19 protein-coding genes and 2 tRNA genes are annotated in these 23691 nt (G+C 60.5%); 17 read left to right on the forward strand and 4 right to left on the reverse strand.

The window, feature by feature from the left end:
• Window positions 1-3: 3 nt before the first annotated feature.
• The 10 genes from A7317_RS02445 to A7317_RS02490 all read left to right on the forward strand — a co-directional run bounded on the left by A7317_RS02445 (window position 4) and on the right by A7317_RS02490 (window position 13016).
• Window positions 4-1425, forward strand: coding sequence for an N-acetylmuramoyl-L-alanine amidase (locus tag A7317_RS02445; protein ID WP_034105712.1), 1422 nt, complete (start codon window positions 4-6; stop codon window positions 1423-1425).
• On the forward strand, window positions 1425-3338 hold the full coding sequence (gene mutL, locus A7317_RS02450) for a DNA mismatch repair endonuclease MutL (RefSeq protein WP_024073079.1): 1914 nt from the start codon (window positions 1425-1427) through the stop codon (window positions 3336-3338). The genes A7317_RS02445 and mutL overlap by 1 nt, the downstream gene beginning before the upstream one ends.
• Window positions 3338-4309: a tRNA (adenosine(37)-N6)-dimethylallyltransferase MiaA gene (gene miaA, locus A7317_RS02455; RefSeq protein ID WP_069075151.1), complete on the forward strand. Its 972-nt coding sequence runs from the start codon at window positions 3338-3340 to the stop codon at window positions 4307-4309. Before mutL ends, miaA begins: the two co-directional genes overlap by 1 nt.
• A gap of 94 nt (window positions 4310-4403) precedes the next feature.
• Window positions 4404-4664 (forward strand): RNA chaperone Hfq, encoded by a 261-nt coding sequence (hfq, locus tag A7317_RS02460; RefSeq protein WP_003171355.1) that lies wholly within the window; start codon window positions 4404-4406, stop codon window positions 4662-4664.
• A gap of 12 nt (window positions 4665-4676) precedes the next feature.
• Window positions 4677-5978 (forward strand): ribosome rescue GTPase HflX, encoded by a 1302-nt coding sequence (hflX, locus tag A7317_RS02465; protein ID WP_024073081.1) that lies wholly within the window; start codon window positions 4677-4679, stop codon window positions 5976-5978.
• A 96-nt stretch (window positions 5979-6074) separates the two neighbouring features.
• On the forward strand, window positions 6075-7250 hold the full coding sequence (hflK, locus tag A7317_RS02470) for an FtsH protease activity modulator HflK (RefSeq protein WP_024073082.1): 1176 nt from the start codon (window positions 6075-6077) through the stop codon (window positions 7248-7250).
• On the forward strand, window positions 7250-8116 hold the full coding sequence (hflC, locus tag A7317_RS02475; RefSeq protein WP_010213607.1) for a protease modulator HflC: 867 nt from the start codon (window positions 7250-7252) through the stop codon (window positions 8114-8116). The genes hflK and hflC overlap by 1 nt, the downstream gene beginning before the upstream one ends.
• 294 nt (window positions 8117-8410) lie before the next feature.
• A complete protein-coding gene (locus A7317_RS02480) occupies window positions 8411-9598 on the forward strand; it encodes an ATP phosphoribosyltransferase regulatory subunit (protein WP_024073083.1) in 1188 nt (395 codons plus the stop codon).
• Between the two features lie 54 nt (window positions 9599-9652).
• Window positions 9653-10942 (forward strand): adenylosuccinate synthase, encoded by a 1290-nt coding sequence (locus A7317_RS02485; RefSeq protein WP_024073084.1) that lies wholly within the window; start codon window positions 9653-9655, stop codon window positions 10940-10942.
• A gap of 139 nt (window positions 10943-11081) precedes the next feature.
• Window positions 11082-13016 carry a methyl-accepting chemotaxis protein gene (locus A7317_RS02490; RefSeq protein ID WP_069075152.1) on the forward strand — a complete coding sequence of 645 codons (1935 nt, stop codon included), beginning with the start codon at window positions 11082-11084 and terminating at the stop codon, window positions 13014-13016.
• A 75-nt stretch (window positions 13017-13091) separates the two neighbouring features.
• On the opposite strand, the gene A7317_RS02495 is transcribed toward A7317_RS02490, so the two are convergent.
• The 4 genes from A7317_RS02495 to A7317_RS02510 all read right to left on the reverse strand — a co-directional run bounded on the left by A7317_RS02495 (window position 13092) and on the right by A7317_RS02510 (window position 16179).
• Window positions 13092-14657, reverse strand: coding sequence for an ABC transporter permease (locus A7317_RS02495; protein ID WP_069075153.1), 1566 nt, complete (start codon window positions 14655-14657; stop codon window positions 13092-13094).
• Entirely contained in the window at window positions 14657-15682 is a 1026-nt protein-coding gene (locus tag A7317_RS02500; protein WP_024073087.1) for an iron ABC transporter substrate-binding protein, read from the reverse strand. Before A7317_RS02500 ends, A7317_RS02495 begins: the two co-directional genes overlap by 1 nt.
• Window positions 15683-15826: 144 nt before the next feature.
• A tRNA-Leu gene (locus A7317_RS02505) sits at window positions 15827-15913 on the reverse strand.
• Between the two features lie 179 nt (window positions 15914-16092).
• Window positions 16093-16179 (reverse strand) — tRNA-Leu (locus A7317_RS02510).
• A gap of 225 nt (window positions 16180-16404) precedes the next feature.
• Between A7317_RS02510 and rnr the strand changes: the two genes are divergently transcribed.
• The 7 genes from rnr to dnaB all read left to right on the forward strand — a co-directional run bounded on the left by rnr (window position 16405) and on the right by dnaB (window position 23680).
• Window positions 16405-19041, forward strand: coding sequence for a ribonuclease R (gene rnr, locus A7317_RS02515; RefSeq protein ID WP_024073088.1), 2637 nt, complete (start codon window positions 16405-16407; stop codon window positions 19039-19041).
• Window positions 19038-19793: a 23S rRNA (guanosine(2251)-2'-O)-methyltransferase RlmB gene (gene rlmB, locus A7317_RS02520; protein ID WP_024073089.1), complete on the forward strand. Its 756-nt coding sequence runs from the start codon at window positions 19038-19040 to the stop codon at window positions 19791-19793. Before rnr ends, rlmB begins: the two co-directional genes overlap by 4 nt.
• A gap of 308 nt (window positions 19794-20101) precedes the next feature.
• The gene (gene rpsF / locus A7317_RS02525; protein ID WP_005784250.1) at window positions 20102-20518 is read left to right on the forward strand and encodes a 30S ribosomal protein S6; all 417 of its coding nucleotides are present in this window, start codon (window positions 20102-20104) and stop codon (window positions 20516-20518) included.
• 28 nt (window positions 20519-20546) lie between these two features.
• Window positions 20547-20777 carry a 30S ribosomal protein S18 gene (gene rpsR, locus A7317_RS02530; protein WP_002551829.1) on the forward strand — a complete coding sequence of 77 codons (231 nt, stop codon included), beginning with the start codon at window positions 20547-20549 and terminating at the stop codon, window positions 20775-20777.
• Window positions 20778-20813: 36 nt separating this feature from the next.
• Window positions 20814-21707 carry a hypothetical protein gene (locus A7317_RS02535; protein WP_024073090.1) on the forward strand — a complete coding sequence of 298 codons (894 nt, stop codon included), beginning with the start codon at window positions 20814-20816 and terminating at the stop codon, window positions 21705-21707.
• Between the two features lie 18 nt (window positions 21708-21725).
• Window positions 21726-22172 (forward strand): 50S ribosomal protein L9, encoded by a 447-nt coding sequence (gene rplI, locus A7317_RS02540; RefSeq protein ID WP_010563337.1) that lies wholly within the window; start codon window positions 21726-21728, stop codon window positions 22170-22172.
• Window positions 22173-22282: 110 nt separating this feature from the next.
• Entirely contained in the window at window positions 22283-23680 is a 1398-nt protein-coding gene (gene dnaB, locus A7317_RS02545) for a replicative DNA helicase (protein ID WP_024073091.1), read from the forward strand.
• Window positions 23681-23691: the final 11 nt, after the last annotated feature.

Consider the following 23691-nt stretch of genomic DNA (forward strand, 5'->3'; position numbering starts at 1 on the left):
GGTATGCGCTTTCGCGCGTTGGTTGCTGTCGTAGGGGTGTTGCTTGCGGCAATGACTGTCAATGCTCTGGCTGCTTCACAGGTGAAGAGTGTTCGCCTGTGGCGAGCGCCGGATAACACGCGACTGGTGTTCGACCTGTCTGGCCCTGTCCAGCACAGCGTCTTTACCCTGACGGCGCCTGATCGCCTGGTGATCGATATCAACGGTGCGACCCTGGCCGCGCCGTTGAAAGTCTCCACCGCCAATACGCCGATTACCGCCATGCGCTCGGCCCAACGTACGCCGACCGACCTGCGTGTAGTGATCGACCTGAAAAAGGTCGTGACCCCGAAAAGCTTCTCCCTGGCACCCAACGCCCAGTACGGCAACCGGCTGGTGGTCGACCTGTTCGACAATGCCGCCGATGCTGCACCGCCGCCTGCGCCGACGCCGAGCGTGGCGACCGTGCCGGCGGTGCCGGTCAATCCGTCGCAACCACAGGTTAAATTGCCACCGCCACCTCCCGCCCCGGCGGGCAAGCGCGACATTATTGTCGTGATCGATGCCGGCCATGGCGGTGAAGACCCGGGCGCCTCCGGTTCACGCGGCCAGCATGAAAAAGACGTGGTACTGGCTATCGCCCGCGAGTTGCAGCGCCAGGTCAACGGCATGAAAGGCTATCGCGCCGAGCTGACCCGTACCGGCGACTACTTCATCCCGCTGCGCGGTCGTACCGAAATCGCCCGCAAGAAAGGCGCCGACCTGTTCGTGTCGATCCACGCCGATGCCGCACCTTCGGCTGCCGCCTTCGGCGCCTCGGTGTTTGCCCTGTCGGATCGCGGCGCCACCTCCGAGACCGCCCGCTGGCTGGCCGACAGTGAAAACCGCTCCGACTTGATCGGTGGGGCCGGTAACGTGTCCCTCGATGACAAGGACAAGATGCTCGCCGGTGTGCTGCTCGACCTGTCGATGACCGCTTCATTGACCTCCAGCCTGAACGTCGGCCAGAAAGTCCTGAGCAACATCGGCCGCGTGACCTCGCTGCACAAGCAGCGTGTGGAGCAGGCCGGATTCATGGTGCTGAAGTCGCCGGACATTCCATCGATCCTGGTGGAAACCGGGTTCATCTCCAACTCCAACGAAGCCTCCAAGCTGGCCAGCGCCAGCCACCAGCAGGCGTTGGCACGCTCCATCAGTGCCGGCGTGCGTCAGTTCTTCCAGCAGAACCCGCCACCGGGCACCTACATCGCCTGGCTGCGCGACTCCGGGAAAATCGCCCAGGGCCCGCGTGACCATCGCGTGCAGCCTGGCGACACCCTGGCCATGCTGGCTGTCCGTTTCCAGGTGTCGGCCGCGACCTTGCGCAGCGCCAACAACCTGAAGACCGATGAGTTGAAAGTCGGCCAGGTGTTGACCATCCCTGGCACTGAATTGGCGGCACAGTAATGAGTGAATCAATCTTGCACAGCGGATCGCGCATCGAACTGCTCAGCCCGCGCCTTGCCAACCAGATTGCCGCAGGTGAGGTGGTCGAGCGGCCCGCCTCGGTTATCAAGGAACTGCTGGAAAACAGCATCGATTCCGGCGCCAAGCGCATCGATGTCGACGTCGAGCAGGGCGGTGTCAAGCTGCTGCGGGTTCGTGACGATGGCAGCGGTATCTCCGCGGACGACCTGCCGCTGGCCCTGGCCCGTCACGCCACCAGCAAGATTCGTGACCTGGAAGACCTTGAACGGGTGATGAGCCTGGGCTTTCGCGGTGAGGCCCTGGCCTCCATCAGTTCCGTGGCCCGCCTGACCCTGACTTCCCGTACCCGCAGCGCCGACCAGGCCTGGCAGGTGGAAACCGAAGGCCGCGACATGGCGCCTCGGGTCCAGCCGGCGGCGCACCCGGTGGGTACCTCGGTGGAAGTGCGCGACCTGTTCTTCAACACCCCGGCGCGGCGCAAATTCCTCAAGGCTGAAAAAACCGAATTCGATCATCTGCAAGAAGTCATCAAGCGCCTGGCTCTTGCGCGTTTCGACGTGGCGTTTCACCTGCGTCACAACGGCAAGACCATCCTCAGCCTGCACGAAGCCAATGACGACGCTGCACGTGCTCGCCGGGTAGCGGCAGTGTGCGGCGCGGGGTTCCTGGAGCAGGCGTTGCCGATTGAAATCGAACGCAATGGCCTGCGCCTGTGGGGTTGGGTGGGGTTGCCGACCTTCTCCCGCAGCCAGGCGGACTTGCAGTATTTCTTTGTGAACGGTCGGGCCGTACGCGACAAACTGGTGGCCCACGCGGTGCGCCAGGCCTATCGCGATGTGCTGTTCAATGGGCGGCACCCGACCTTTGTGCTGTTTTTCGAGGTCGACCCTGCGGTGGTCGACGTCAATGTGCATCCGACTAAACACGAAGTGCGTTTCCGTGACGGCCGCATGGTGCATGACTTCCTCTACGGCACCTTGCACCGCGCCCTGGGCGATGTGCGCCCGGATGACCAGTTGTCGGCACCGATTGTCACGGCGGTGGTCCGGCCCAGCGGCCCGCAAGCCGGTGAGTTCGGCCCCCAGGAGGAAATGAGCCTGGCGGGTAACCTGTTGCAATCGCCGCAACCGCAGCCGACTTATTCGGCGCCGGGTTCCGGTTCCGGGGCGGGTTACCAGTATCAATACACTCCACGTCCGCAATCGGCCGTGCCGGTGGCCGAGGCCCAGGCGGCCTACCGTGAGTTCTTTGCGCCGCTGCCGGGGGCTGAGCCTGGTGCGGTCGCCTTGCCGGAAGGCGGAGGGGATATTCCTCCGCTGGGCTACGCATTGGCACAGCTCAAAGGCATCTACATCCTCGCGGAAAATGCCCATGGCCTGGTGCTGGTCGACATGCACGCCGCCCATGAGCGGATCATGTACGAACGCTTGAAGATCGCCATGGCCAGCGAAGGCCTCAGTGGCCAGCCGCTGTTGGTGCCGGAGTCTTTGGCAGTCAGCCAGCGCGAGGCCGATTGCGCCGAAGAACACCACGGCGTGTTCCAGAAACTGGGCTTCGAATTGCAGCGCCTGGGCCCGGAAACCCTGGCGATCCGCCAGATTCCCGCGCTGCTCAAGCAGGCCGAGGCCAACCGGCTGGTAGCCGATGTACTGGCAGACCTGATGGAGTACGGCACCAGTGATCGTATCCAGGCACACATCAACGAACTGCTCGGCACCATGGCCTGCCACGGCGCTATCCGCGCCAATCGCCGCCTGGCCTTGCCGGAAATGAACGGCCTGCTGCGCGACATGGAAAATACCGAGCGCAGTGGCCAGTGCAATCATGGCCGACCGACCTGGACCCAGATGGGCCTGGACGACCTGGACAAACTGTTCTTGCGCGGTCGTTGATGAGTGCCTTGCCCCCCGCGATCTTCCTGATGGGCCCGACGGCCGCAGGCAAGACCGACCTGGCCATCGAGCTGACCAAGGTGCTGCCCTGCGAGCTGATCAGTGTTGACTCTGCGCTGGTTTATCGGGGCATGGACATCGGCACCGCCAAGCCTTCCAAGCAGATGCTGGCGCAATATCCGCACCGATTGATCGACATCATCGACCCGGCCGAGAGCTATTCCGCCGCGGATTTTCGCGCTGATGCGCTGGCGGCGATGGCCGATATCACTGCGCGCGGCAATATCCCACTGCTGGTGGGCGGCACGATGCTCTACTACAAGGCATTGCAGGAAGGGTTGGCCGATATGCCGCCCGCCGACGCCCAGGTGCGCGCGGAGCTTGAGGAGCAGGCTGCACGCCTTGGCTGGCAAGCCCTGCATGATCAGTTGGCGGCTGTCGATCCGGTGTCCGCCGCTCGTATTCACCCCAATGACCCTCAGCGGCTCAGTCGGGCCCTGGAAGTCTGGCGTGTGAGCGGCCAGACCATGACCGAGCATCGGCAGCGACAATCTGCGCAAAGTGCTGACGCAGGCGCATCGGGGCAGTCACAATTGCCCTATACTGTGGCGAATCTGGCCATCGCTCCGGCAAATCGCCAGGTGCTGCATGAACGAATTGCACAAAGATTCACAATTATGTTGGAACAGGGGTTTGTGGAGGAGGTCGTAGCACTGCGTTCAAGAGGTGACCTGCATCCAGGGTTGCCTTCGATACGTGCTGTAGGCTACCGCCAAGTCTGGGATCATCTGGATGGCAAGCTGACGTCAGCTGAGATGCAGGAGCGCGGCATCATTGCCACGCGCCAATTGGCGAAGCGCCAGTTCACCTGGCTGCGCAGCTGGAGCGATTTGCACTGGTTGGACAGCCTGGACAGCGACAATCTGTCACGCGCCTTGAAATACCTGGGAACGGTCTCCATATTGAGCTGAGTCCTTGCAATTGCCGTCTATCCTTGGGGGTGTGACGGCCATAAGCTATCTATTTTCCGATTTTTTATTATTGATCCTTAAAGGAGTGCGGCACATGTCAAAAGGGCATTCGCTACAAGACCCTTACTTGAATACTTTACGTAAAGAGAAAGTGGGGGTTTCCATCTATCTGGTCAACGGTATCAAGCTGCAAGGCACGATCGAGTCGTTTGACCAGTTCGTGATCCTGCTGAAAAACACCGTCAGCCAGATGGTTTACAAGCACGCTATCTCGACAGTGGTTCCAGTTCGTCCAATCCGTCTGCCTAGCGCAGCGGGTGATGATGCAGCTGACGCTGAGCCAGGTAACGCCTGATAGGAGTCTCCTTTGTTCTTTGAGCGCCACGGTGGTGGTGAACGAGTGATCCTCGTTCACTTGGATGGACAGGACCCTGAGGCGCGCGAAGATCCGCAGGAGTTTCAGGAGTTGGCAAATTCGGCCGGCGCCGAGACCGTTGCGTTTTTTAACGTGCCGCGTCATCGGCCAACCGCCAAATTCCTGATTGGCAGCGGCAAGGTCGAGGAACTGCGCGACCTGGTCCATGCTCAAGAAGCCGATCTGGTGATCTTCAATCACATCCTCACGCCCAGTCAGGAACGTAACCTCGAACGTGTCTTCGAGTGTCGCGTGATCGACCGCACCGGCCTGATCCTCGATATTTTCGCCCAACGCGCCCGTACCCATGAAGGCAAGCTCCAGGTTGAACTGGCCCAGCTTGATCACATGAGTACCCGACTGGTGCGTGGCTGGACTCACCTTGAGCGCCAGGGTGGCGGTATCGGCATGCGTGGCCCGGGTGAGACCCAGCTCGAAACCGACCGGCGTCTGTTGCGGGTTCGCCTGCGCCAGATCAAGGGCCGGCTGGAAAAAGTCCGCAGTCAGCGCGAACAGTCGCGACGTGGCCGTTCTCGGGCCGATATCCCTACCGTTTCCCTGGTGGGCTATACCAACGCCGGTAAATCCACGCTGTTCAACAACGTGACGAAATCGGACGTGTACGCGGCCGACCAACTGTTCGCGACCCTCGATCCGACCCTGCGTCGCCTGGAATTGGCTGACCTGGGGCCGATTGTCCTGGCCGATACCGTGGGTTTCATTCGTCACCTGCCCCACAAGCTGGTCGAGGCATTTCGGTCTACGCTCGAGGAATCGAGCAATTCCGACCTGTTGTTGCACGTGATCGATGCGGCCGAACCGGATCGCATGCTGCAGATTGAACAGGTGATGGTGGTGCTGGGCGAGATTGGCGCCCAGGACTTGCCGATCCTCGAGGTCTATAACAAACTCGATTTGCTTGAAGGCGTTGAGCCACAAATCCAACGCGATGAAGATGGCAAGCCCCAGCGGGTCTGGCTGTCGGCACGTGATGGCAGTGGCCTGGAATTGCTTGAACAAGCCATTGCCGAGTTGCTGGGCAACGATTTGTTTGTCGGCACCTTGCGCTTGCCGCAACGTTTTGCTCGACTGCGTGCACAGTTTTTCGAATTGGGCGCGGTACAGAAAGAAGAACACGACGAAGAAGGGGTCAGCTTGCTGGCCGTTCGATTGCCGCGCTCGGAACTCAATCGGCTGGTCAGCCGCGAGGGTGTCGTACCGACCGAGTTCATCGAACAACACACTTTGCAATAAAAGCCTGAGAAAGCGGTTGTGCCGCGGTAGCAGGCATTCTGTAGCATTGGTCGGCGCGCCGTGGGTGCGTCTTTGCTTTATCAGATGGAGAGCGCTATGGCTTGGAATGAGCCGGGTGGCAACTCGAATAATCAGGATCCTTGGGGTGGAAAGCGCCGCAATAATGGCGACCGCAAGGGGCCACCGGATCTCGACGAGGCCTTCCGAAAGCTGCAGGAAAGCCTGAATGGGTTGTTCGGTGGTGGGAAAAAACGTGGTGGTGACGAAGGCGGTCGCCCAAGCAAGGGTGGCGGCTACGGCCTGCTGGGCCTGGGTCTTGTCGTGCTGGCGGCCGTATGGCTGTACAGCGCGGTCTACGTGGTGGACGAGCAGGAACAGGCCGTGGTGCTGCGTTTCGGCAAGTACTACGAGACAGTCGGCCCTGGCCTGAACATCTACTTCCCGCCGATCGACAAGAAGTACATGGAGAACGTCACGCGTGAGCGTGCCTACACCAAGCAGGGCCAGATGCTGACCGAAGACGAGAACATCGTCGAAGTGCCGCTGACCGTGCAGTACAAGATCAGCAACCTGCAGGACTTCGTGCTGAACGTTGATCAGCCGGAAATCAGCCTGCAACACGCGACCGAAAGCGCGCTGCGCCACGTGGTGGGTTCGACCGCCATGGACCAGGTGCTGACCGAAGGTCGTGAATTGATGGCCAGCGAGATCAAGGAGCGCCTGCAACGGTTCCTCGACACCTATCGCACCGGTATCACCGTGACCCAGGTGAACGTACAGAGCGCAGCGGCACCGCGCGAAGTGCAGGAAGCCTTTGATGACGTGATCCGCGCCCGTGAAGACGAGCAGCGTTCGCGCAACCAGGCTGAAACCTACGCCAACGGCGTCGTGCCGGAAGCTCGCGGTCAGGCCCAGCGCATCCTCGAGGATGCGAACGGTTACCGCGACGAAGTGGTCTCCCGTGCCAAGGGTGAGGCGGATCGCTTTACCAAGCTGGTCGCCGAGTACCGCAAGGCCCCTGAAGTCACGCGTGAACGTCTGTACCTGGACACCATGCAGGAAGTCTTCAGCAACACCAGCAAGGTTCTCGTGACCGGCAGCAAGGGTGGGCAGAACAACCTGCTGTACCTGCCGCTGGACAAGATGATCGAAGGTGGTCGTAGTAGCACCAGCGCGCCGTCCACCGGTTCCAATGCCGCTGCCAACGAAGCGAGCGCCCGTGCGGCCGCTGACTTGCTGCAACAGCAAACACGTACCAGGGAGAGTCGTTGATGAGCAATAAATCGCTGACCGCCCTGATTGTGGGCGTCGTCGTGGTCATCGCTGCCTGGAACTGCTTCTACATCGTGGCTCAGACCGAGCGTGCGGTGCTGCTGCAATTCGGTCGCGTGGTCCAGGCGGATGTCCAGCCGGGCCTGCATGTGAAAGTCCCCTACGTCAATCAGGTGCGCAAGTTCGACGCGCGCTTGATGACCCTGGATGCTCCCACACAGCGCTTCCTGACCCTGGAAAAGAAAGCCGTGATGGTAGACGCCTACGCCAAGTGGCGCGTCAAGGATGCCGAGCGCTTCTACACCGCGACCTCCGGCCTCAAGCAGATTGCCGACGAGCGTTTGTCGCGCCGCCTGGAGTCGGGCCTGCGTGACCAGTTTGGTAAGCGCACCCTGCACGAGGTGGTATCCGGTGAACGTGATGCGCTGATGGCGGATATCACCCGTTCGCTGAACACGATGGCAGAAAAAGAGCTGGGCATTGAAGTTGTCGATGTTCGGGTCAAGGCCATCGACCTGCCGAAGGAAGTCAACCGCAGCGTGTTCGAGCGGATGAGCACAGAGCGTGAGCGTGAGGCTCGTGAGCACCGTGCCAAGGGTAACGAGTTGGCTGAAGGTATCCGTGCGGATGCCGACCGTCAGCGTCGCGTACTATTGGCAGAGGCCTATCGTGAGTCTGAAGAGGCCCGTGGTGATGGCGATGCTCAAGCGGCGGCGATCTACGCCAAGGCTTACGGCCAGGACCAGGAGTTCTACGCGTTCTACCGCAGCCTGCGTGCCTACCGTGAAAGCTTCGCGAACAAAACCGACGTCATGGTGCTGGACCCAAGCAGCGACTTCTTCCGCTACCTGGAAAAGTCCAAGTAACCAGCCTGTGATTCTGCAGGGCTCACTTCCGTCGGGCGGCTAAAACGCCTGGCGGGGTGATCCTTTCAGAAAACGGGTGTATGATGCGGCAGCCGGGAAATTCCCGGCTTTTTTGCGTCTGCATGTTTGATTCGGCAGGCGTGACAGGTTTTTCGAGGAAAGTGCCCGACGAGGCCGCTTGCAGGTCGTTCGTCACGTCGCTCTTGCGCGTGGTTTATGCAGGGGGCGGGTATTTTCTGCTTCACTCAAGGCTCGGCCGAGGGCTGGCCGCCCGGATCATAGGGGAATGGCGTAATGGCAACGGTAGACCGCTGGCTGCTGCCAGATGGCATCGAAGAAGTACTGCCACCAGAAGCTGCGCGCATTGAAGTAGCGCGTCGCCAGGTGTTGGATCTGTTCCAGAGCTGGGGTTACGAGTTTGTCGTGACCCCCCATATCGAGTACCTGGAATCCCTGCTGACCGGCGCGGGCCAGGACTTGGATCTGCGCACCTTCAAGGTTATCGATCCGCAATCGGGCCGGCAGATGGGCTTTCGTGCCGACATCACGCCGCAAGTGGCGCGCATCGATGCGCACACCCTGCGCCGCGAAGGCCCGAGCCGCCTGTGCTACGCCGGCAGCGTGCTGCATGCTCAACCGCGTGCCTTGTCGTCTTCCCGTAGCCCGATCCAGTTGGGCGCCGAGTTGTATGGCGACGCCAGCCCGAGCAGTGACGTGGAAGTGATCAGCTTGATGCTGGCCATGTTGCAACTGGCTGACGTGCCGGATGTCCACATGGACCTGGGTCACGTCGGCATCTATCGTGGCCTGGCCCGTGCGGCCGGTTTGTCCGGCGAAGTCGAGCAACAGTTGTTCGATGCCCTGCAGCGCAAGGCCATCGATGAAGTCATCGCCCTCACCGAGGGTGTGCCTGCCGATCTGGCCGGCATGCTGCGTGCGCTGGTTGGCCTGTGCGGCGGCCGTGAAGTACTGGCGGCTGCGCGTGAACGCCTGGCCCATGCGCCAGCGCCGGTATTGGCTGCGTTGGATGATGTGGTCGCCATTGCCGACCAGCTGTCGGCGCGGTTCCCGCAGGTGCCGTTGTACTTTGATCTGGGCGAGTTGCGTGGCTATCACTACCACACCGGCGTGGTGTTCGCGGTGTTTGTGCCGGGGGTTGGCCAGGCCATCGCCCAGGGTGGTCGCTACGACGACATCGGCGCCGACTTCGGTCGTGCGCGTCCGGCCACTGGCTTTTCCACTGATTTGAAAACCCTGGTGACCCTGGGGCGTGCTGAGGTCGAGCTGCCGTCTGGTGGCATTTGGATGCCCGACAGTACGGACGCAGCACTCTGGCAGCAGGTTTGCCAGTTGCGCAGTGAGGGTCAGCGTGTCGTTCAGGCCTTGCCTGGGCAGCCATTGGCCGCCGCCCGTGAAGCGGACTGCGACCGGCAATTGATTCTGCAGAACGGGCTTTGGCAAGTATCGCCACTGGCTTCTTGAGTTTTCCTGCCGGCCATCGCCGGCACCAAGTTTGCGCGAATGAGGACAAGTGTTATGGGTAAGAATGTCGTAGTCCTGGGCACCCAATGGGGTGATGAGGGCAAAGGCAAGATCGTTGATCTGCTGACCGAACATGCTGCCGCCGTAGTGCGCTACCAAGGCGGCCACAATGCTGGCCACACCCTGGTCATCGATGGCGAAAAAACCGTCTTGCACCTGATCCCATCGGGCGTACTGCGCGAAGGCGTGCAGTGCCTGATTGGCAATGGCGTGGTGGTTGCACCGGACGCCTTGCTGCGCGAGATCACCAAGCTGGAAGAGAAAGGCGTGCCAGTGCGCGAGCGCCTGCGTATCAGCCCGTCTTGCCCGCTGATCCTGTCTTTCCACGTAGCGCTGGACCAGGCTCGTGAAAAGGCCCGTGGCGAGCTGAAGATCGGTACTACCGGTCGCGGCATCGGCCCGGCCTACGAAGACAAAGTTGCACGTCGTGGCCTGCGTGTGGGCGACCTGCTCAACATGCCGCGCTTTGAAGACAAGCTGCGTGAACTGGTGGATTACCACAACTTCATGCTGGTGGGTTACTACAAAGAGCCGGCCATCGAATTCGACAAGACCCTGGCCGAATGCAAGGAATACGCGGAGCTGCTCAAGCCGCTGATGCTGGACGTGACTGCCGAGTTGCATGACCTGCGTCGCGCGGGCAAAGACATCATGTTCGAAGGTGCCCAAGGTTCGCTGCTGGACATCGACCATGGTACCTACCCGTACGTGACCAGCTCCAACACCACCGCTGGCGGCGTTGCCACCGGTTCGGGTGTTGGCCCTATGTTCCTGGACTACATCCTGGGCATCACCAAGGCTTACACCACTCGCGTAGGTTCGGGTCCATTCCCGACTGAACTGTTCGACGCAGTAGGGGCGCACCTGGCGAAGCAAGGTCACGAGTTCGGTGCGACCACCGGCCGTGCCCGTCGTTGTGGTTGGTTCGACGCCGTTATCCTGCGTCGTGCTATCGATGTGAACAGCATCTCGGGCATCTGCCTGACCAAGCTGGACGTGCTCGACGGCCTGGAAACCATCAACATCTGCGTCGGCTACAAAGATGCAGAGGGTCAGGACGTTGCTCCGACTGATGCTGACAGCTACGTGGGCCTGCAGCCTGTGTACGAAGAGGTGCCAGGCTGGGCCGAATCGACCGTGGGTGCCAAGACCCTGGAAGAGCTGCCAGCCAATGCTCGAGCCTACATCAAGCGCGTTGAAGAGCTGATCGGCGCACCGATCGACATTATTTCGACGGGCCCGGACCGCAACGAAACCATCGTTTTGCGTCATCCGTTCGCTTAATAAGTTATTGATGTAAAAAGCAAAGGGCTCCTTCGGGAGCCCTTTGTCGTTTCAGTTCGCCAAGCGGCACGACCCTTGCTGTGTTTCTTTCTTTCGCGGTGCTATCAAATTAATGGCACCCGTGGTGGAGGGATTCCCGATGTCTGCCGTTCTCTCATTGTTACAAAGCCGTCTGTTGCGGCCGGTGTTCGTTACCCTAGGTATCGCTCTTTTGGTGCAAGTGCTGGTGGCGGTTGCTCTGACCCGGAGCACGGTCACGGCACTTGAAGCTGATTTGGGCAGTCGCCTGGGCGTCGATAGTCAGAAGCTCTCTGGCGAACTGGCGCAGGCCGGCAAGGAAGTCACATCCAGCCTGGACAGCTTGTCCAGCAGTACCCGTCAGCGTCTGACCGCCGGGCTTTCCGAGCGCCTGCAGGCAGAACAGAAGCAATTGCGGGCGACCCTGGAAAAAGACCTGCAAGACTCCGCCAATGATATGGCGCAACTGCTGGCCTCGGTGGCGCCCCGCGCCATGTGGGACAGTGATGTGCCCACGTTGTCTGAGTTTGCCCGGCGTGCCCAGCGCAATCCCAACGTGTTGTTCGTGGTCTACGACGACGCCGCCGGTGAGCATTTGACTCGCTACCTGAACCGCGAAAACCCGATCAACCAGGTGTTGCTGGCAAAGGGCGCGGGTGATCGCGCGCTGGATAAAGTGCTGGATGCGGCCAAGACCGACCCTTCTGTGTACTACGTCGAAGCGTCCATCAGCCCCAATGGTGTCGAGATTGGCAAAGTGCGCATGGGGGTTTCGACGGCATCGGTAGAAGCCGACCTGCAGGCGTTGGACAAGCGTTTTGCCGCCTTGATTACCAGCGGTGATCAGTTGGTCGGCGATAGCCTCAAAGGGGCGGCAGCAGACAGCGCGACTGCCATGGGCGCGCGCCTGCAATCGGCGCAAACCACCGCCACCCAAATGACCGCCAATACCACCAGCGCTGTGCAGGAAGCCGCCGGCACCTTGCGCTGGCGCATCGGCATGGGGCTCGCAGGGGTTGGCTTTGGCGTGTTGCTGCTGATCGCCGTGGTGCTTGGGCGCCGTGTGGTCAATCGCCTGAAGTTGCTGATTGCGGCCATGGATGACCTGGCGGCGGGCGAGGGCGACCTGACCAAGCGCGTGCAGATCAATAGCCAGGACGAAATCGGCGACATGGCCTCGGCGGTCAATCGCTTTGTGGATAAGTTGCAGCCCATCGTGCGTGAGGCGGGTGATGTGGCTCAGCGGACCGGCGTGGAGATCGGTGCCATGACCTTGCGCAATGCCGGTGCCGATGCGGCCGCCGGCCTGCAGCGTGATGAGGTGGCCGAGAGCTTGCGCGCACTCTCGCAAATGGCTGATGAAGCCCAGGCCGAGAGCCATGCGATGCAGGCAGCGTTGCAGCAGGTGGTGGATATTCGTCAGGCCACCGATGAGAACGCGCGTACCTCGGCTGAAGTGGGGAGCCTGATTGAAGCGCTGGCGGGGCAGGTCGAGGCGGGGTCCAAGGTGATCGAGCGACTGGCGCAGCAAAGTGAGCAGATCGAGGTGGTGCTGACCGTGATTCACGGCATTGCCGAGCAAACCAACCTGCTTGCCCTGAACGCCGCGATCGAAGCGGCACGCGCCGGTGAGACGGGCCGTGGCTTCGCCGTGGTGGCCGATGAGGTGCGGGCGCTGGCCAGCAAGACCCAAAGCTCTACCGGCGATATCCAGGCGCATATCGTGGCGCTGCAGCAGGGCGCGCGTGAGGCGGTGGAAACTATCGGCAAGGCCGGGCGCCAGGCCAGCGAAGGGTTGCTGGTGCTGCGCGACAGCGTGCGCTTGCAGCAGACCGTGCAGGCTTCGGTGGAGCAGGTGCATGCCGCGATCGGCCTGGCCACGCGCGCAGCCGAGCATCAGGCCCAGGGTGCCCATGCAGTGCGGGGGCGGGTCGAGGTGATCCATGCCCAGGCCGAACGTGCGGCGCAGGCGGTGGTGGAGACGACGGCCAGTGGTAAGGTGCTGGATGGTTTGGCGGCGCAGTTGAAGGCGAGCCTGGGGCAGTTTCGGGCTTAGCCTCGCCTGGACTGGCCCCCTCCCACGGGTTGAAATGCATTCAAATGTGGGAGGGGGCTTGCCCAGATAGCGGTTTTAGCGACTCAGATACATCCGTGTCGTCAGCAAATACACCGGCAACCCCGACACCAATATCAACAGCGCCGCATAAGGCGCCGCCGCCGCGAATTCCACATTCGAGGTATGCGCCCACACCGCCGTCGCCAAGGTATTCAGCCCGGTTGGGCTGAGCAGCAACGTCGCCGTCAATTCCTTCATTGCGTCCAGGAACACCAGCGCAAACGCCGCGCCCAATGCCGGGAAGATAATCGGCAAGGTTACCCGGCAAAACGCGCTGAACGATGACGCGCCCAGTGTGCGCGCGGCTTCTTCCAGTTGTGGCGCGGCTTTGTTCAAGGCGGTACGAACCGGCGCCTGGGCCAGCGGCAAAAACAGTAGCGCATAGGCAATCAGCAACAGCGCTGACGTCTGGTACAGCACTGGCACGTAATGCAGGGCGAAATACACCAGGGTCAGCGCAATCACCAGGCCGGGCAGGGCGTGCAGCAAGTACGGCAGGCGTTCGGCCCAGATCGCCAGTTGGCCCTTGTAGCGCACCACCAGCAACCCCACCGGCACCGCCAGCACCAGGCACAGCGCCGCGCCACCCAGCGACAACGCCAGGGACGATAGCAGCGCCTCACTGATCTCGGCCACCGGGAACGCCGCCGACGAGCCCACCGCCAGCCAGTAACCCAGCATGCCCAGGGGAATGCCACTGCCGATGATTGCCAGCGCAAGGCAATAGACTTGGCCCAAGAGCGCCCACCTGCCCAGGCGAACCTGTTCGGCATGCCGCGCAGCCCCTTGGCCGATGCGTACGTGTCGGCCCTTGCCGCGCACGCGCAGCTCCAGCCACAGCAGGGTGAGGCACATCACCAGCAGCACCGCCGATAACATCGCGGCGTTGGCATTGCTGAACTCCAGTTCGAACTGCTGGTAGATCGCCGTGGTAAAGGTCTGCAGGCCGATGATCGACAGTGCGCCGAATTCCACCAGCATATGCAACGCGATCAACAGCGCCCCGGCCAGCAGGGACGGCCACAGCAGGGGCAGGGTAATGCGAAAGAATACTCCCCAGCGATTGAGCCCCAGGGTGCGGGCTGATTCCTCCAGGGACGGGTCCAGATTGCGCAGGGTCGCCGCCACCGGTAGGAACACCAGCGGGTACTTGGACAGGGTCATGACCAGGATCGCCCCGCCGAGTCCTTCGAAGTTGGCGCTCAGCGACACCCAGGTGAAGCTGCTGACAAACGCCGGTACCGCAAACGGCAGGCACAGAATCACGCCCCAGATGCGTCGCCCTGGCAAGTTGCTGCGCTCCAGCAGCCAGGCCAGGGACAAGCCGATCACACCACACGCCAGCGTTACCCCGACCATCAAGGCGAGGGTATTGCGCAATAAGCCAAAGACGTAGGGCCGCCATAGCAGATGCAGCGCCTGCGCCCAGCCCGCTTGCCAGGCTTTGAGCCCGACGTAGGCCAGCGGCAACAGGCTCAAGCCCACCAGGAGCAGTACGGGCAGCAACAGCCAGATCGACGGGCGCTTGCGCCGTGGGCTGAACCCCCCGCGTAGCGCGGGGGCGGGTGGCGATGGGTTCATCAGTTCAGGCCAACGTCACGTTCCAGCTCGAGGGCTTCTTCGGCGTTGCCCAAGTCAGCCGGGGTGACTTTCGGCGGTTGCAGTTCGCTGAAAGGCTTGAGGCCACGATTGGATTGCATGCCCTTGCGCAGCGGGTATTCGGCCGAGGTGTTGGTGATTACACGCTGGCCTTCTTCGCTGGCCATGAATGCCAGCAGTTGCTGGGCCTCTTTGGGATGCTTGCTGGATTTCAGTGCCGCCGCCGAGGAGACCGTGATCAGGCCGCCGGCATCGCCATCGGTGAAGTAGTGCAGCTGGGAGTCCAGGTTGGTTTTTTCCTTCTTCAGGGCAAACCAGTAGTAGTTGTTGACCAGTACGGTGGCGACTTCGCCATTTTCCACGGCTTTGAGGGCAACCATGTTGTTGCTGTACACCTTGCCGAACGCGCGCAGGCCGGTCAGCCATTCTTCGGCGGCTTCGCGACCGTGCAGCTTGATGATTGCCACAGCTTGTTCCTGGAAGGCGCCGCTGGTTGGTACAAAGCCGACCTTGCCTTGCCACTCGGGGCCGGCGAAATCCAGAACCGATTTGGGCAGGTCTTTTTCGGCGATCAGTTTCGGGTTGAAGGCCACGACGCGGGTGCGTGCGGTCACGCCCATCCAGTCGCCGTTGCTGCCCACATAGTCCTTGGGCAATACATTCAGGGTGCTGGCATCGATCTTGGCCAGCAGGCCTTGTTCGCCGAGTTTGTTCAGTGGCGGCGATTCTTCGGTGTAAATCACGTCGGCAGGGGAGCGGTCACCTTCTTCCACGACCTGGCTGGCCAGCTGGTTGCTGCTGCCTTTGCGTACGTTGACGTGAATGCCGGTCTTGGCTTCGAAGGCCTTGGCGAGTTCATCGCCGACCTCTTTGTGTTGGCCGTTGTACAAGGTCAGGGAGACTTTATCGGCGCAATAGGCGGCAGGCGAAAGCAGGGCCAGTCCGAGTAGAGTGAGGGTCATGCCACGCAGAAGGGATGTTTTGAGACGGGTATCGCGGATCATCATCCAGGGTTTTCCTCGCTTGTGTGCAACAAATCATTGCAAGGATAAACGATAAAACTTCTCAAGTGCGGATGAGGGGCAAATAGCTGGGGAAGTTTTCAAACCCCGGAAACGAAAAAACCCGCTTTCGCGGGTTTGATCTGAATTTGGTGCCCAGGAGAAGACTCGAACTTCCACGACCTTGCGATCACCAGCACCTGAAGCTGGCGTGTCTACCAATTTCACCACCTGGGCATTCTCAAGCAGCGTTGCCGCTGTTGATGGGGCGAACTATACGGCGAGCTTTTTGATCTGTAAACCCCTGATTCGAAAAATATAAATCAAAATTCTCGTTAAAAATCAAAGGCCTGAAACGCAAAAACCCGCTTTCGCGGGTTTTTGGAGACTCAAGGTTGAAATCTTGAGTTTGAAATTGGTGCCCAGGAGAAGACTCGAACTTCCACGACCTTGCGATCACCAGCACCTGAAGCTGGCGTGTCTACCAATTTCACCACCTGGGCAGCATCAACAACGTTGCCGTCGTCGATGGCGCGCACTATACGGAGAGGATTTTTGGCTGTAAACCCCCGCTATCAAAAAAAACCTGGAAAATGTCACCAGTGGTCGTGCAAGGTGCTTTCCGAGGGGCGCAAAGGGCTTTTAAACGCTTGTTGATGCCTGAAATTTCCCGTTTCAATACGCGTATGCCAAACTAACCCGCATATAGACAAGGTGAAAACTCTCTAATGGCCGATTGGCAGTCCCTCGATCCCGAGGCCGCTCGTGAAGCGGAAAAATATGAAAACCCTATCCCTAGCCGCGAACTGATCCTGGCGCATCTCGCCGATCGGGGTTCGCCTGCTAGCCGTGAGCAGTTGGTCGAAGAATTCGGTCTGACCACCGAAGACCAGCTCGAAGCCCTGCGCCGCCGTTTGCGTGCCATGGAGCGCGATGCTCAACTGATCTACACCCGTCGTGGCACCTACGCGCCTGTGGACAAGCTCGACCTGATCCTCGGCCGCATTGCCGGTCATCGTGACGGCTTCGGCTTCCTGATCCCGGATGACGGCAGCGACGACCTGTTTATGAGCCCTGCGCAAATGCGCCTGGTGTTCGATGGCGACCGTGCCTTGGCGCGTGTTTCCGGCCTGGACCGTCGCGGTCGCCGTGAAGGGGTGATCGTCGAAGTGGTGTCCCGTGCCCACGAGTCCATCGTCGGCCGCTACTTCGAAGAAGGCGGTATCGGCTTCGTTGTGCCGGATAACCCTAAGGTCCAGCAGGAAGTGCTGATTACCCCGGGGCGCAATGGTGCCGCCAAGGTCGGTCAGTTCGTCGAGGTGAAAATCACCCACTGGCCCACTGCGCGCTTCCAGCCGCAAGGCGATATCGTTGAAGTGGTCGGCAACTACATGGCGCCGGGCATGGAAATCGACGTTGCGCTGCGCACCTACGATATTCCTCACGTCTGGCCTGAAGCTGTGCTCAAGGAAGCCGCCAAGCTCAAGCCGGAAGTCGAAGAGAAAGACAAAGAAAAGCGCATCGACCTGCGCCATCTACCGTTCGTCACCATCGATGGTGAAGACGCCCGCGACTTCGACGATGCGGTCTATTGCGAAGCCCGGCCTGGAAAACTGCGCCTGTTCTCCGGCGGCTGGAAGCTGTTCGTCGCGATTGCCGACGTGTCCAGCTACGTGAAGATCGGTTCGGCCCTGGATAACGAAGCCCAGGTGCGCGGCAACTCCGTGTACTTCCCTGAGCGCGTGATCCCGATGCTGCCTGAGCAGCTGTCTAACGGCCTGTGCTCCCTGAACCCTCTAGTCGACCGTTTGGCCATGGTGTGCGAGATGACTATCTCGAAAACCGGCGAAATGACCGACTATCAGTTCTACGAGGCGGTGATCCACTCCCAGGCCCGCCTGACCTACAACAAGGTCAGCACTATCCTGGAACAGCCGAAAACCAGCGAGGCTAAGGCCTTGCGTGGTGAGTACGGCCATGTCGTGCCGCATCTCAAGCAGCTCTATGCACTTTACAAGGTGCTGCTGGGGGCCCGTCATGTGCGTGGCGCGATCGATTTTGAAACGCAGGAAACCCGAATTGTCTTCGGTTCCGAGCGCAAGATCGCCGCAATCACCCCGACTACCCGTAACGATGCGCACAAGCTGATCGAGGAATGCATGCTGGCGGCCAACGTGGCCACGGCTGAATTCCTGAAGAAGCACGAGATCCCTGCGCTGTACCGCGTGCACGACGGCCCGCCGCCGGAGCGTCTGGAAAAACTGCGCGCTTTCCTCGGCGAGCTGGGCCTGTCCCTGCATAAAGGCAAGGACGGCCCGACGCCGAAGGACTACCAGGCGCTGTTGGCCAGCATCAAGGACCGTCCCGATTACCATGTGATCCAGACCGTGATGCTGCGCTCCCTGAGCCAGGCGGTGTACAGCGCCGACAACCAGGGTCACTTCGGCCTGAATTACGAGGCGTACACCCACTTCACCTCGCCGATTCGCCGTTATCCGGACTTGCTCACGCACCGTGCAATCCGCAGCGTGATCCATTCCAAGCAGAACACCCCGCACGTCAAGCGTGCCGGTGCCATGACCATTCCGAAGGCACGGATCTATCCGTACGACGAAGCGGCCCTGGAACAGTTGGGCGAGCAGTGCTCCATGAGCGAACGCCGCGCCGACGAAGCCACGCGCGACGTGGTGAACTGGCTCAAGTGCGAGTTCATGAAGGATCGCGTGGGCGAGTCGTTCCCAGGTGTGATCACGGCCGTGACCGGCTTTGGTCTGTTTGTCGAACTGACCGACATCTATGTCGAAGGCCTGGTGCACGTCACCGCCTTGCCGGGTGACTACTACCACTTCGATCCTGTGCATCACCGCCTGGCGGGTGAGCGTACCGGTCGCAGCTTCCGTTTGGGCGATACCGTGGAAGTGCAGGTCATGCGCGTCGATCTCGACGAGCGCAAGATCGACTTTGGCATGCCTGACAAGCCCGCCGAATCGCCAACTGGCCGTAAAAAGCGTGGCAACGAGACGACTGCGCCTGCCAGCAAAGGCAAAGGCGCTCCCGCGAAAGCGGCAGTTGCAGAGCCCGCTCCAGCCAAGGCCGGGCGCCGTCCTGCAGCCAAGGACAAAGTGCCCGAGGCTTACCGCCCAAGCGATGCAGCGGCGAAAAACGCTGAACTGCGCAAAAGCCGTGAGTTGAAGCAGCAGTTGCTCAATGAAGCCAAAAGCGGTGGTAAAGCGGCGTCTGGGGGAAAGTCCCAAGGGGCGGAAAAACCGTCGAGCAAACCCAGTAAACACCGTAAAGGCCCGCCTAAAGCGGGTTCGGCCCCCTCGAAAAGCGGCGGGTCGCGCAAACCTAAGGCCAAGCCATGAGTCTGGAAAAAATCTACGGCGTGCACGCCGTAGAAGCACTGCTGCGTCACCATCCCAAGCGCGTCAAGCAGGTTTGGCTGGCGGAAGGTCGCAGCGAGCCGCGCGTACAGGCGCTGGTCGAGTTGGCCAACCAGAATAAAGTTGCCATCGGCCAGGCCGAGCGTCGTGAGATGGACGTGTGGGTCGAAGGCGTTCACCAGGGCGTGGTTGCGGATGTAAGTCCAAGCCAGGTCTGGGGCGAGGCGATGCTCGACGAGCTGCTCGACCGTACTGAAGGCGCTCCGTTGTTGCTGGTGCTGGACGGCGTAACCGATCCGCACAACCTCGGTGCCTGCCTGCGTTCAGCGGATGCGGCCGGTGCGCTGGCGGTGATCGTGCCCAAGGACAAGTCGGCAACCTTGACCCCGGTCGTGCGTAAAGTCGCCTGTGGCGCTGCGGAAGTGATTCCGCTGGTGGCCGTGACCAACCTTGCGCGAACCCTGGAGAAGCTCCAGCAGCGCGGCCTTTGGGTCGTGGGCACGGCAGGGGAGGCCGAGGTCAGTATCTATGACCAGGACCTCACCGGCCCAACCATCCTGATCATGGGGGCCGAAGGCAAAGGCATGCGCCGCCTGACCCGTGAGCATTGTGACTACCTGGTGCACCTGCCGATGGCTGGTAGCGTCAGCAGTCTCAATGTGTCGGTGGCGACGGGCGTGTGCCTGTTCGAGGCCCAGCGTCAGCGCGGTGCCAAGGTCAAGGCCAAGAAGTAATTCTGAGCCTGGCATAGATGCAAAATGTGGGAGGGGGCTTGCCCCCGATAGCGGTAGATCAGTTACAGATGATGTGGCTGGCCCACCGCAATCGGGGCAAGCCCCCTCCCACATTTGCTGTGTGGTGTTTGGAAGGTTGTTCAAATAATCACCAATTGCCTTGCGCCCATTCTCCCCCTTCTCTACAATTGCGCCCCTTGCCTTCCTGGCAGGCACCGATGTGCCTCCCTGCGGCAAGATCCATAAGTGTCATTCACTCCTTGTCTGACCGTTTTTGAGCGGCAGGCTACAACCCGTAAGGAGCATTCATGCGTCATTACGAAATCATCTTTTTGGTCCACCCGGATCAAAGCGAGCAAGTCGGCGGCATGGTTGAGCGTTACACCAAGCTGATCGAAGAAGACGGCGGCAAAATCCACCGTCTGGAAGATTGGGGTCGTCGTCAACTGGCCTACGCAATCAACAATGTTCACAAGGCTCACTACGTGATGCTGAACGTTGAGTGCACTGGCAAGGCCCTGGCCGAGCTGGAAGACAACTTCCGCTACAACGATGCAGTGATCCGTAACCTGGTCATCCGTCGCGAAGAAGCCGTTACCGGCCAATCCGAGATGCTCAAGGCTGAAGAAAACCGCAGTGAGCGCCGTGAGCGTCGCGACCGTCCTGAAGAAGGCGCTGATGATAGCGCTGATGACAGTGACAACAGCGATAACGCTGACGAGTAATCCACGGACCTTTTAAGGAGCCTATCAAATGGCACGTTTCTTCCGTCGTCGTAAATTCTGCCGTTTCACCGCTGAAGACGTGAAAGAGATCGATTACAAAGATCTCAACACTCTGAAAGCCTACGTATCCGAGACCGGCAAAATCGTTCCAAGCCGTATCACCGGTACCAAAGCACGTTATCAGCGTCAGCTGGCCACCGCTATCAAGCGCGCCCGCTTCCTGGCCCTGCTGGCCTACACCGACAGCCACGGCCGCTGAGACCGGGCAGTCGACAAGTAGTAAGGGATTGAATGCATGCGCGCCTTAGCTGAGTTCATCATGCGCGGTCGTGTGCAGGCCACTCTGGTAGTGGCTGGATGTGCAGCATTGCCGTTGTTGTATTGGTTGGGTGCTGCCGCGGGATGCCTTGTGCTCCTGCGGCGCGGTTTGCAGGACGCCGTGGGTGTCCTGGCCCTGGGATTGCTGGCCGCCTTGATCTGGTGGCTGCAATTGGGCGAACCCAAGGTGCTTATGGTGCTGTTGGGGTCGTCGAGCCTTGCGTTGGTTTTACGCGCAAGTGAGTCCTGGGTCCGCACGCTGCTGGTCAGCGTGGCATTGGGGTTGGTGTTTTCAGTGTTGCTCGGCGCGGCTTTCCACCCGCAAATCGAGGCGCTGGCGCAAGAGATCGTCAAGGTCCTGCCGCTGGCTCTCGGGGATCTCTACCAGCAGTTATCGGTAGATGAGCGAGCGCGCCTTGCGGCGCTGATAGCACCGGCCCTGATCGGCCTGATGGCGGTAGTGTTGCAGATTGTCAGTGTGCTGAGCCTGATGCTTGGGCGTTACTGGCAGGCGTTGTTGTACAACCCGGGTGGTTTTGGTCGCGAATTTCGCAGTATCAGGATTCCCGCGGGCCCGGCGATGTTGTTGCTGGCAGGCATGGTGGTGGGGCCGAACTTCGGTCCACAAGCTGCCTTGTTATTGCTGTTTTGCAGCGTACCGCTGGTGTTTTCCGGGCTGGCCCTGATTCATGGGCTGGTGGCGCAGAAGCGCCTGGCCAGGTTCTGGCTGGTGGGGTTGTACGTCACGCTGATGCTGTTCATGCAACTGATCTATCCGTTACTCGTGGTTTTGGCCATTGTCGACGGCCTGATTGATTTTCGCGGTCGTCTGGCGCCGAAAGACGCCGATAACGCGAACGGTGAAGGTTAAAAGTTAGAGGATTTTCACATGCAACTGATCCTTCTGGAAAAAGTCGCCAACCTGGGCAACCTGGGCGACAAAGTGAACGTTAAGGCCGGCTACGGTCGTAACTACCTGCTGCCATACGGCAAAGCCACCGCTGCAACCGCTGCCAACCTGGCTGCGTTTGAAGAGCGTCGTGCTGAGCTGGAAAAAGCAGCAGCAGACAAAAAAGCTTCGGCCGAAACTCGCGCTGCCCAACTGGCTGAGCTGGAAGTGACTATCACTGCCACCGCCGGTGACGAAGGCAAGCTGTTCGGTTCGATCGGCACCCACGACATCGCTGATGCACTGACCGCCTCCGGCGTTGAAGTTGCGAAAAGCGAAGTTCGTCTGCCGAACGGCACTATCCGTAACGTAGGTGAATTCGACGTAGCCGTGCACCTGCACGCCGAAGTTGAAGCCACCGTACGCGTTGTCGTGGTAGCAGCTTAAGCAGTACCTAACTGACTGGCACCTCGCGTGTCAGCCAGTTAACATCGGGCACGATCCTGTTTACAGGTCGTGCCTTTTGTTTTTCTACACACCCCTAATTCCAAGTGGCCATGAACGATATTTCAGCTCCTGAGCAATACGATCTGCAAACCGCTGCCCTGAAGGTGCCGCCGCATTCCATCGAGGCCGAACAGGCCGTGCTCGGTGGCTTGATGCTGGATAACAACGCCTGGGAGCGCGTGCTGGATCAAGTCTCGGACGGTGATTTCTATCGTCATGACCACCGCCTGATCTTCCGCGCCATTGCCAAGCTGGCCGACCAGAACTCGCCGATCGACGTGGTGACCCTGGCCGAGCAACTGGACAAGGAAGGCCAGACCTCCCAGGTCGGCGGCCTCGGTTACCTCGGTGAGCTGGCGAAAAACACGCCATCCGTCGCCAACATCAAGGCCTATGCCCAGATCGTCCGTGAGCGCGCCACCCTGCGCCAGTTGATCGGCATCAGTACTGAAATCGCCGACAGCGCCTTCAACCCTGAAGGCCGCACCGCCGCCGAGATCCTCGACGAAGCCGAACGACAGATCTTCCAGATCGCCGAAGCCCGCCCTAAAACCGGCGGGCCGGTCAGCGTCAACGACCTGCTGACCAAAGCGATCGATCGTATCGATACGCTGTTCAACACCGACAACTCCATCACGGGTATTTCCACCGGCTACACCGACCTCGATGAGAAGACCAGCGGTCTGCAACCGGCCGACTTGATCATCGTCGCCGGGCGTCCATCCATGGGTAAGACCACCTTTGCGATGAACCTGGTGGAAAACGCCGTGTTGCGCAGTGACAAGACGGTGCTGGTGTATTCCCTGGAGATGCCAGGTGAATCGCTGATCATGCGGATGCTCTCGTCCTTGGGCCGTATTGACCAGACCAAGGTGCGTGCCGGTCGCCTGGAAGATGACGATTGGCCAAGGTTGACCTCCGCGGTCAACCTGCTCAACGATCGCAAGCTGTTCATCGATGACACCGCGGGTATCAGCCCGTCCGAGATGCGTGCACGGACCCGTCGCCTGGTGCGTGAACATGGCGATATCGCCCTGATCATGATCGACTACCTGCAACTGATGCAGATCCCGGGCTCCAGCGGTGACAACCGGACCAACGAGATTTCCGAAATCTCCCGGTCCTTGAAAGCCCTGGCCAAGGAATTCAACTGCCCGGTGGTGGCGTTGTCCCAGCTCAACCGTTCCTTGGAACAACGTCCCAACAAGCGCCCGGTCAACTCCGACTTGCGGGAATCCGGAGCGATCGAGCAGGATGCTGACGTGATCATGTTCGTATACCGCGACGAGGTGTATCACCCCGAGACCGAGCACAAGGGGATTGCCGAGATCATTATCGGCAAGCAGCGGAACGGGCCGATTGGCTTTATCCGCCTGGCATTCATCGGTAAGTACACCCGTTTCGAGAACCTTGCGCCGGGTAGCTACAACTTCGACGACGACGAATAACCCTCGTGTTC

Source organism: Pseudomonas fluorescens, assembly GCF_001708445.1.
In the GTDB taxonomy this organism is placed as follows: domain Bacteria; phylum Pseudomonadota; class Gammaproteobacteria; order Pseudomonadales; family Pseudomonadaceae; genus Aquipseudomonas; species Aquipseudomonas gorinensis.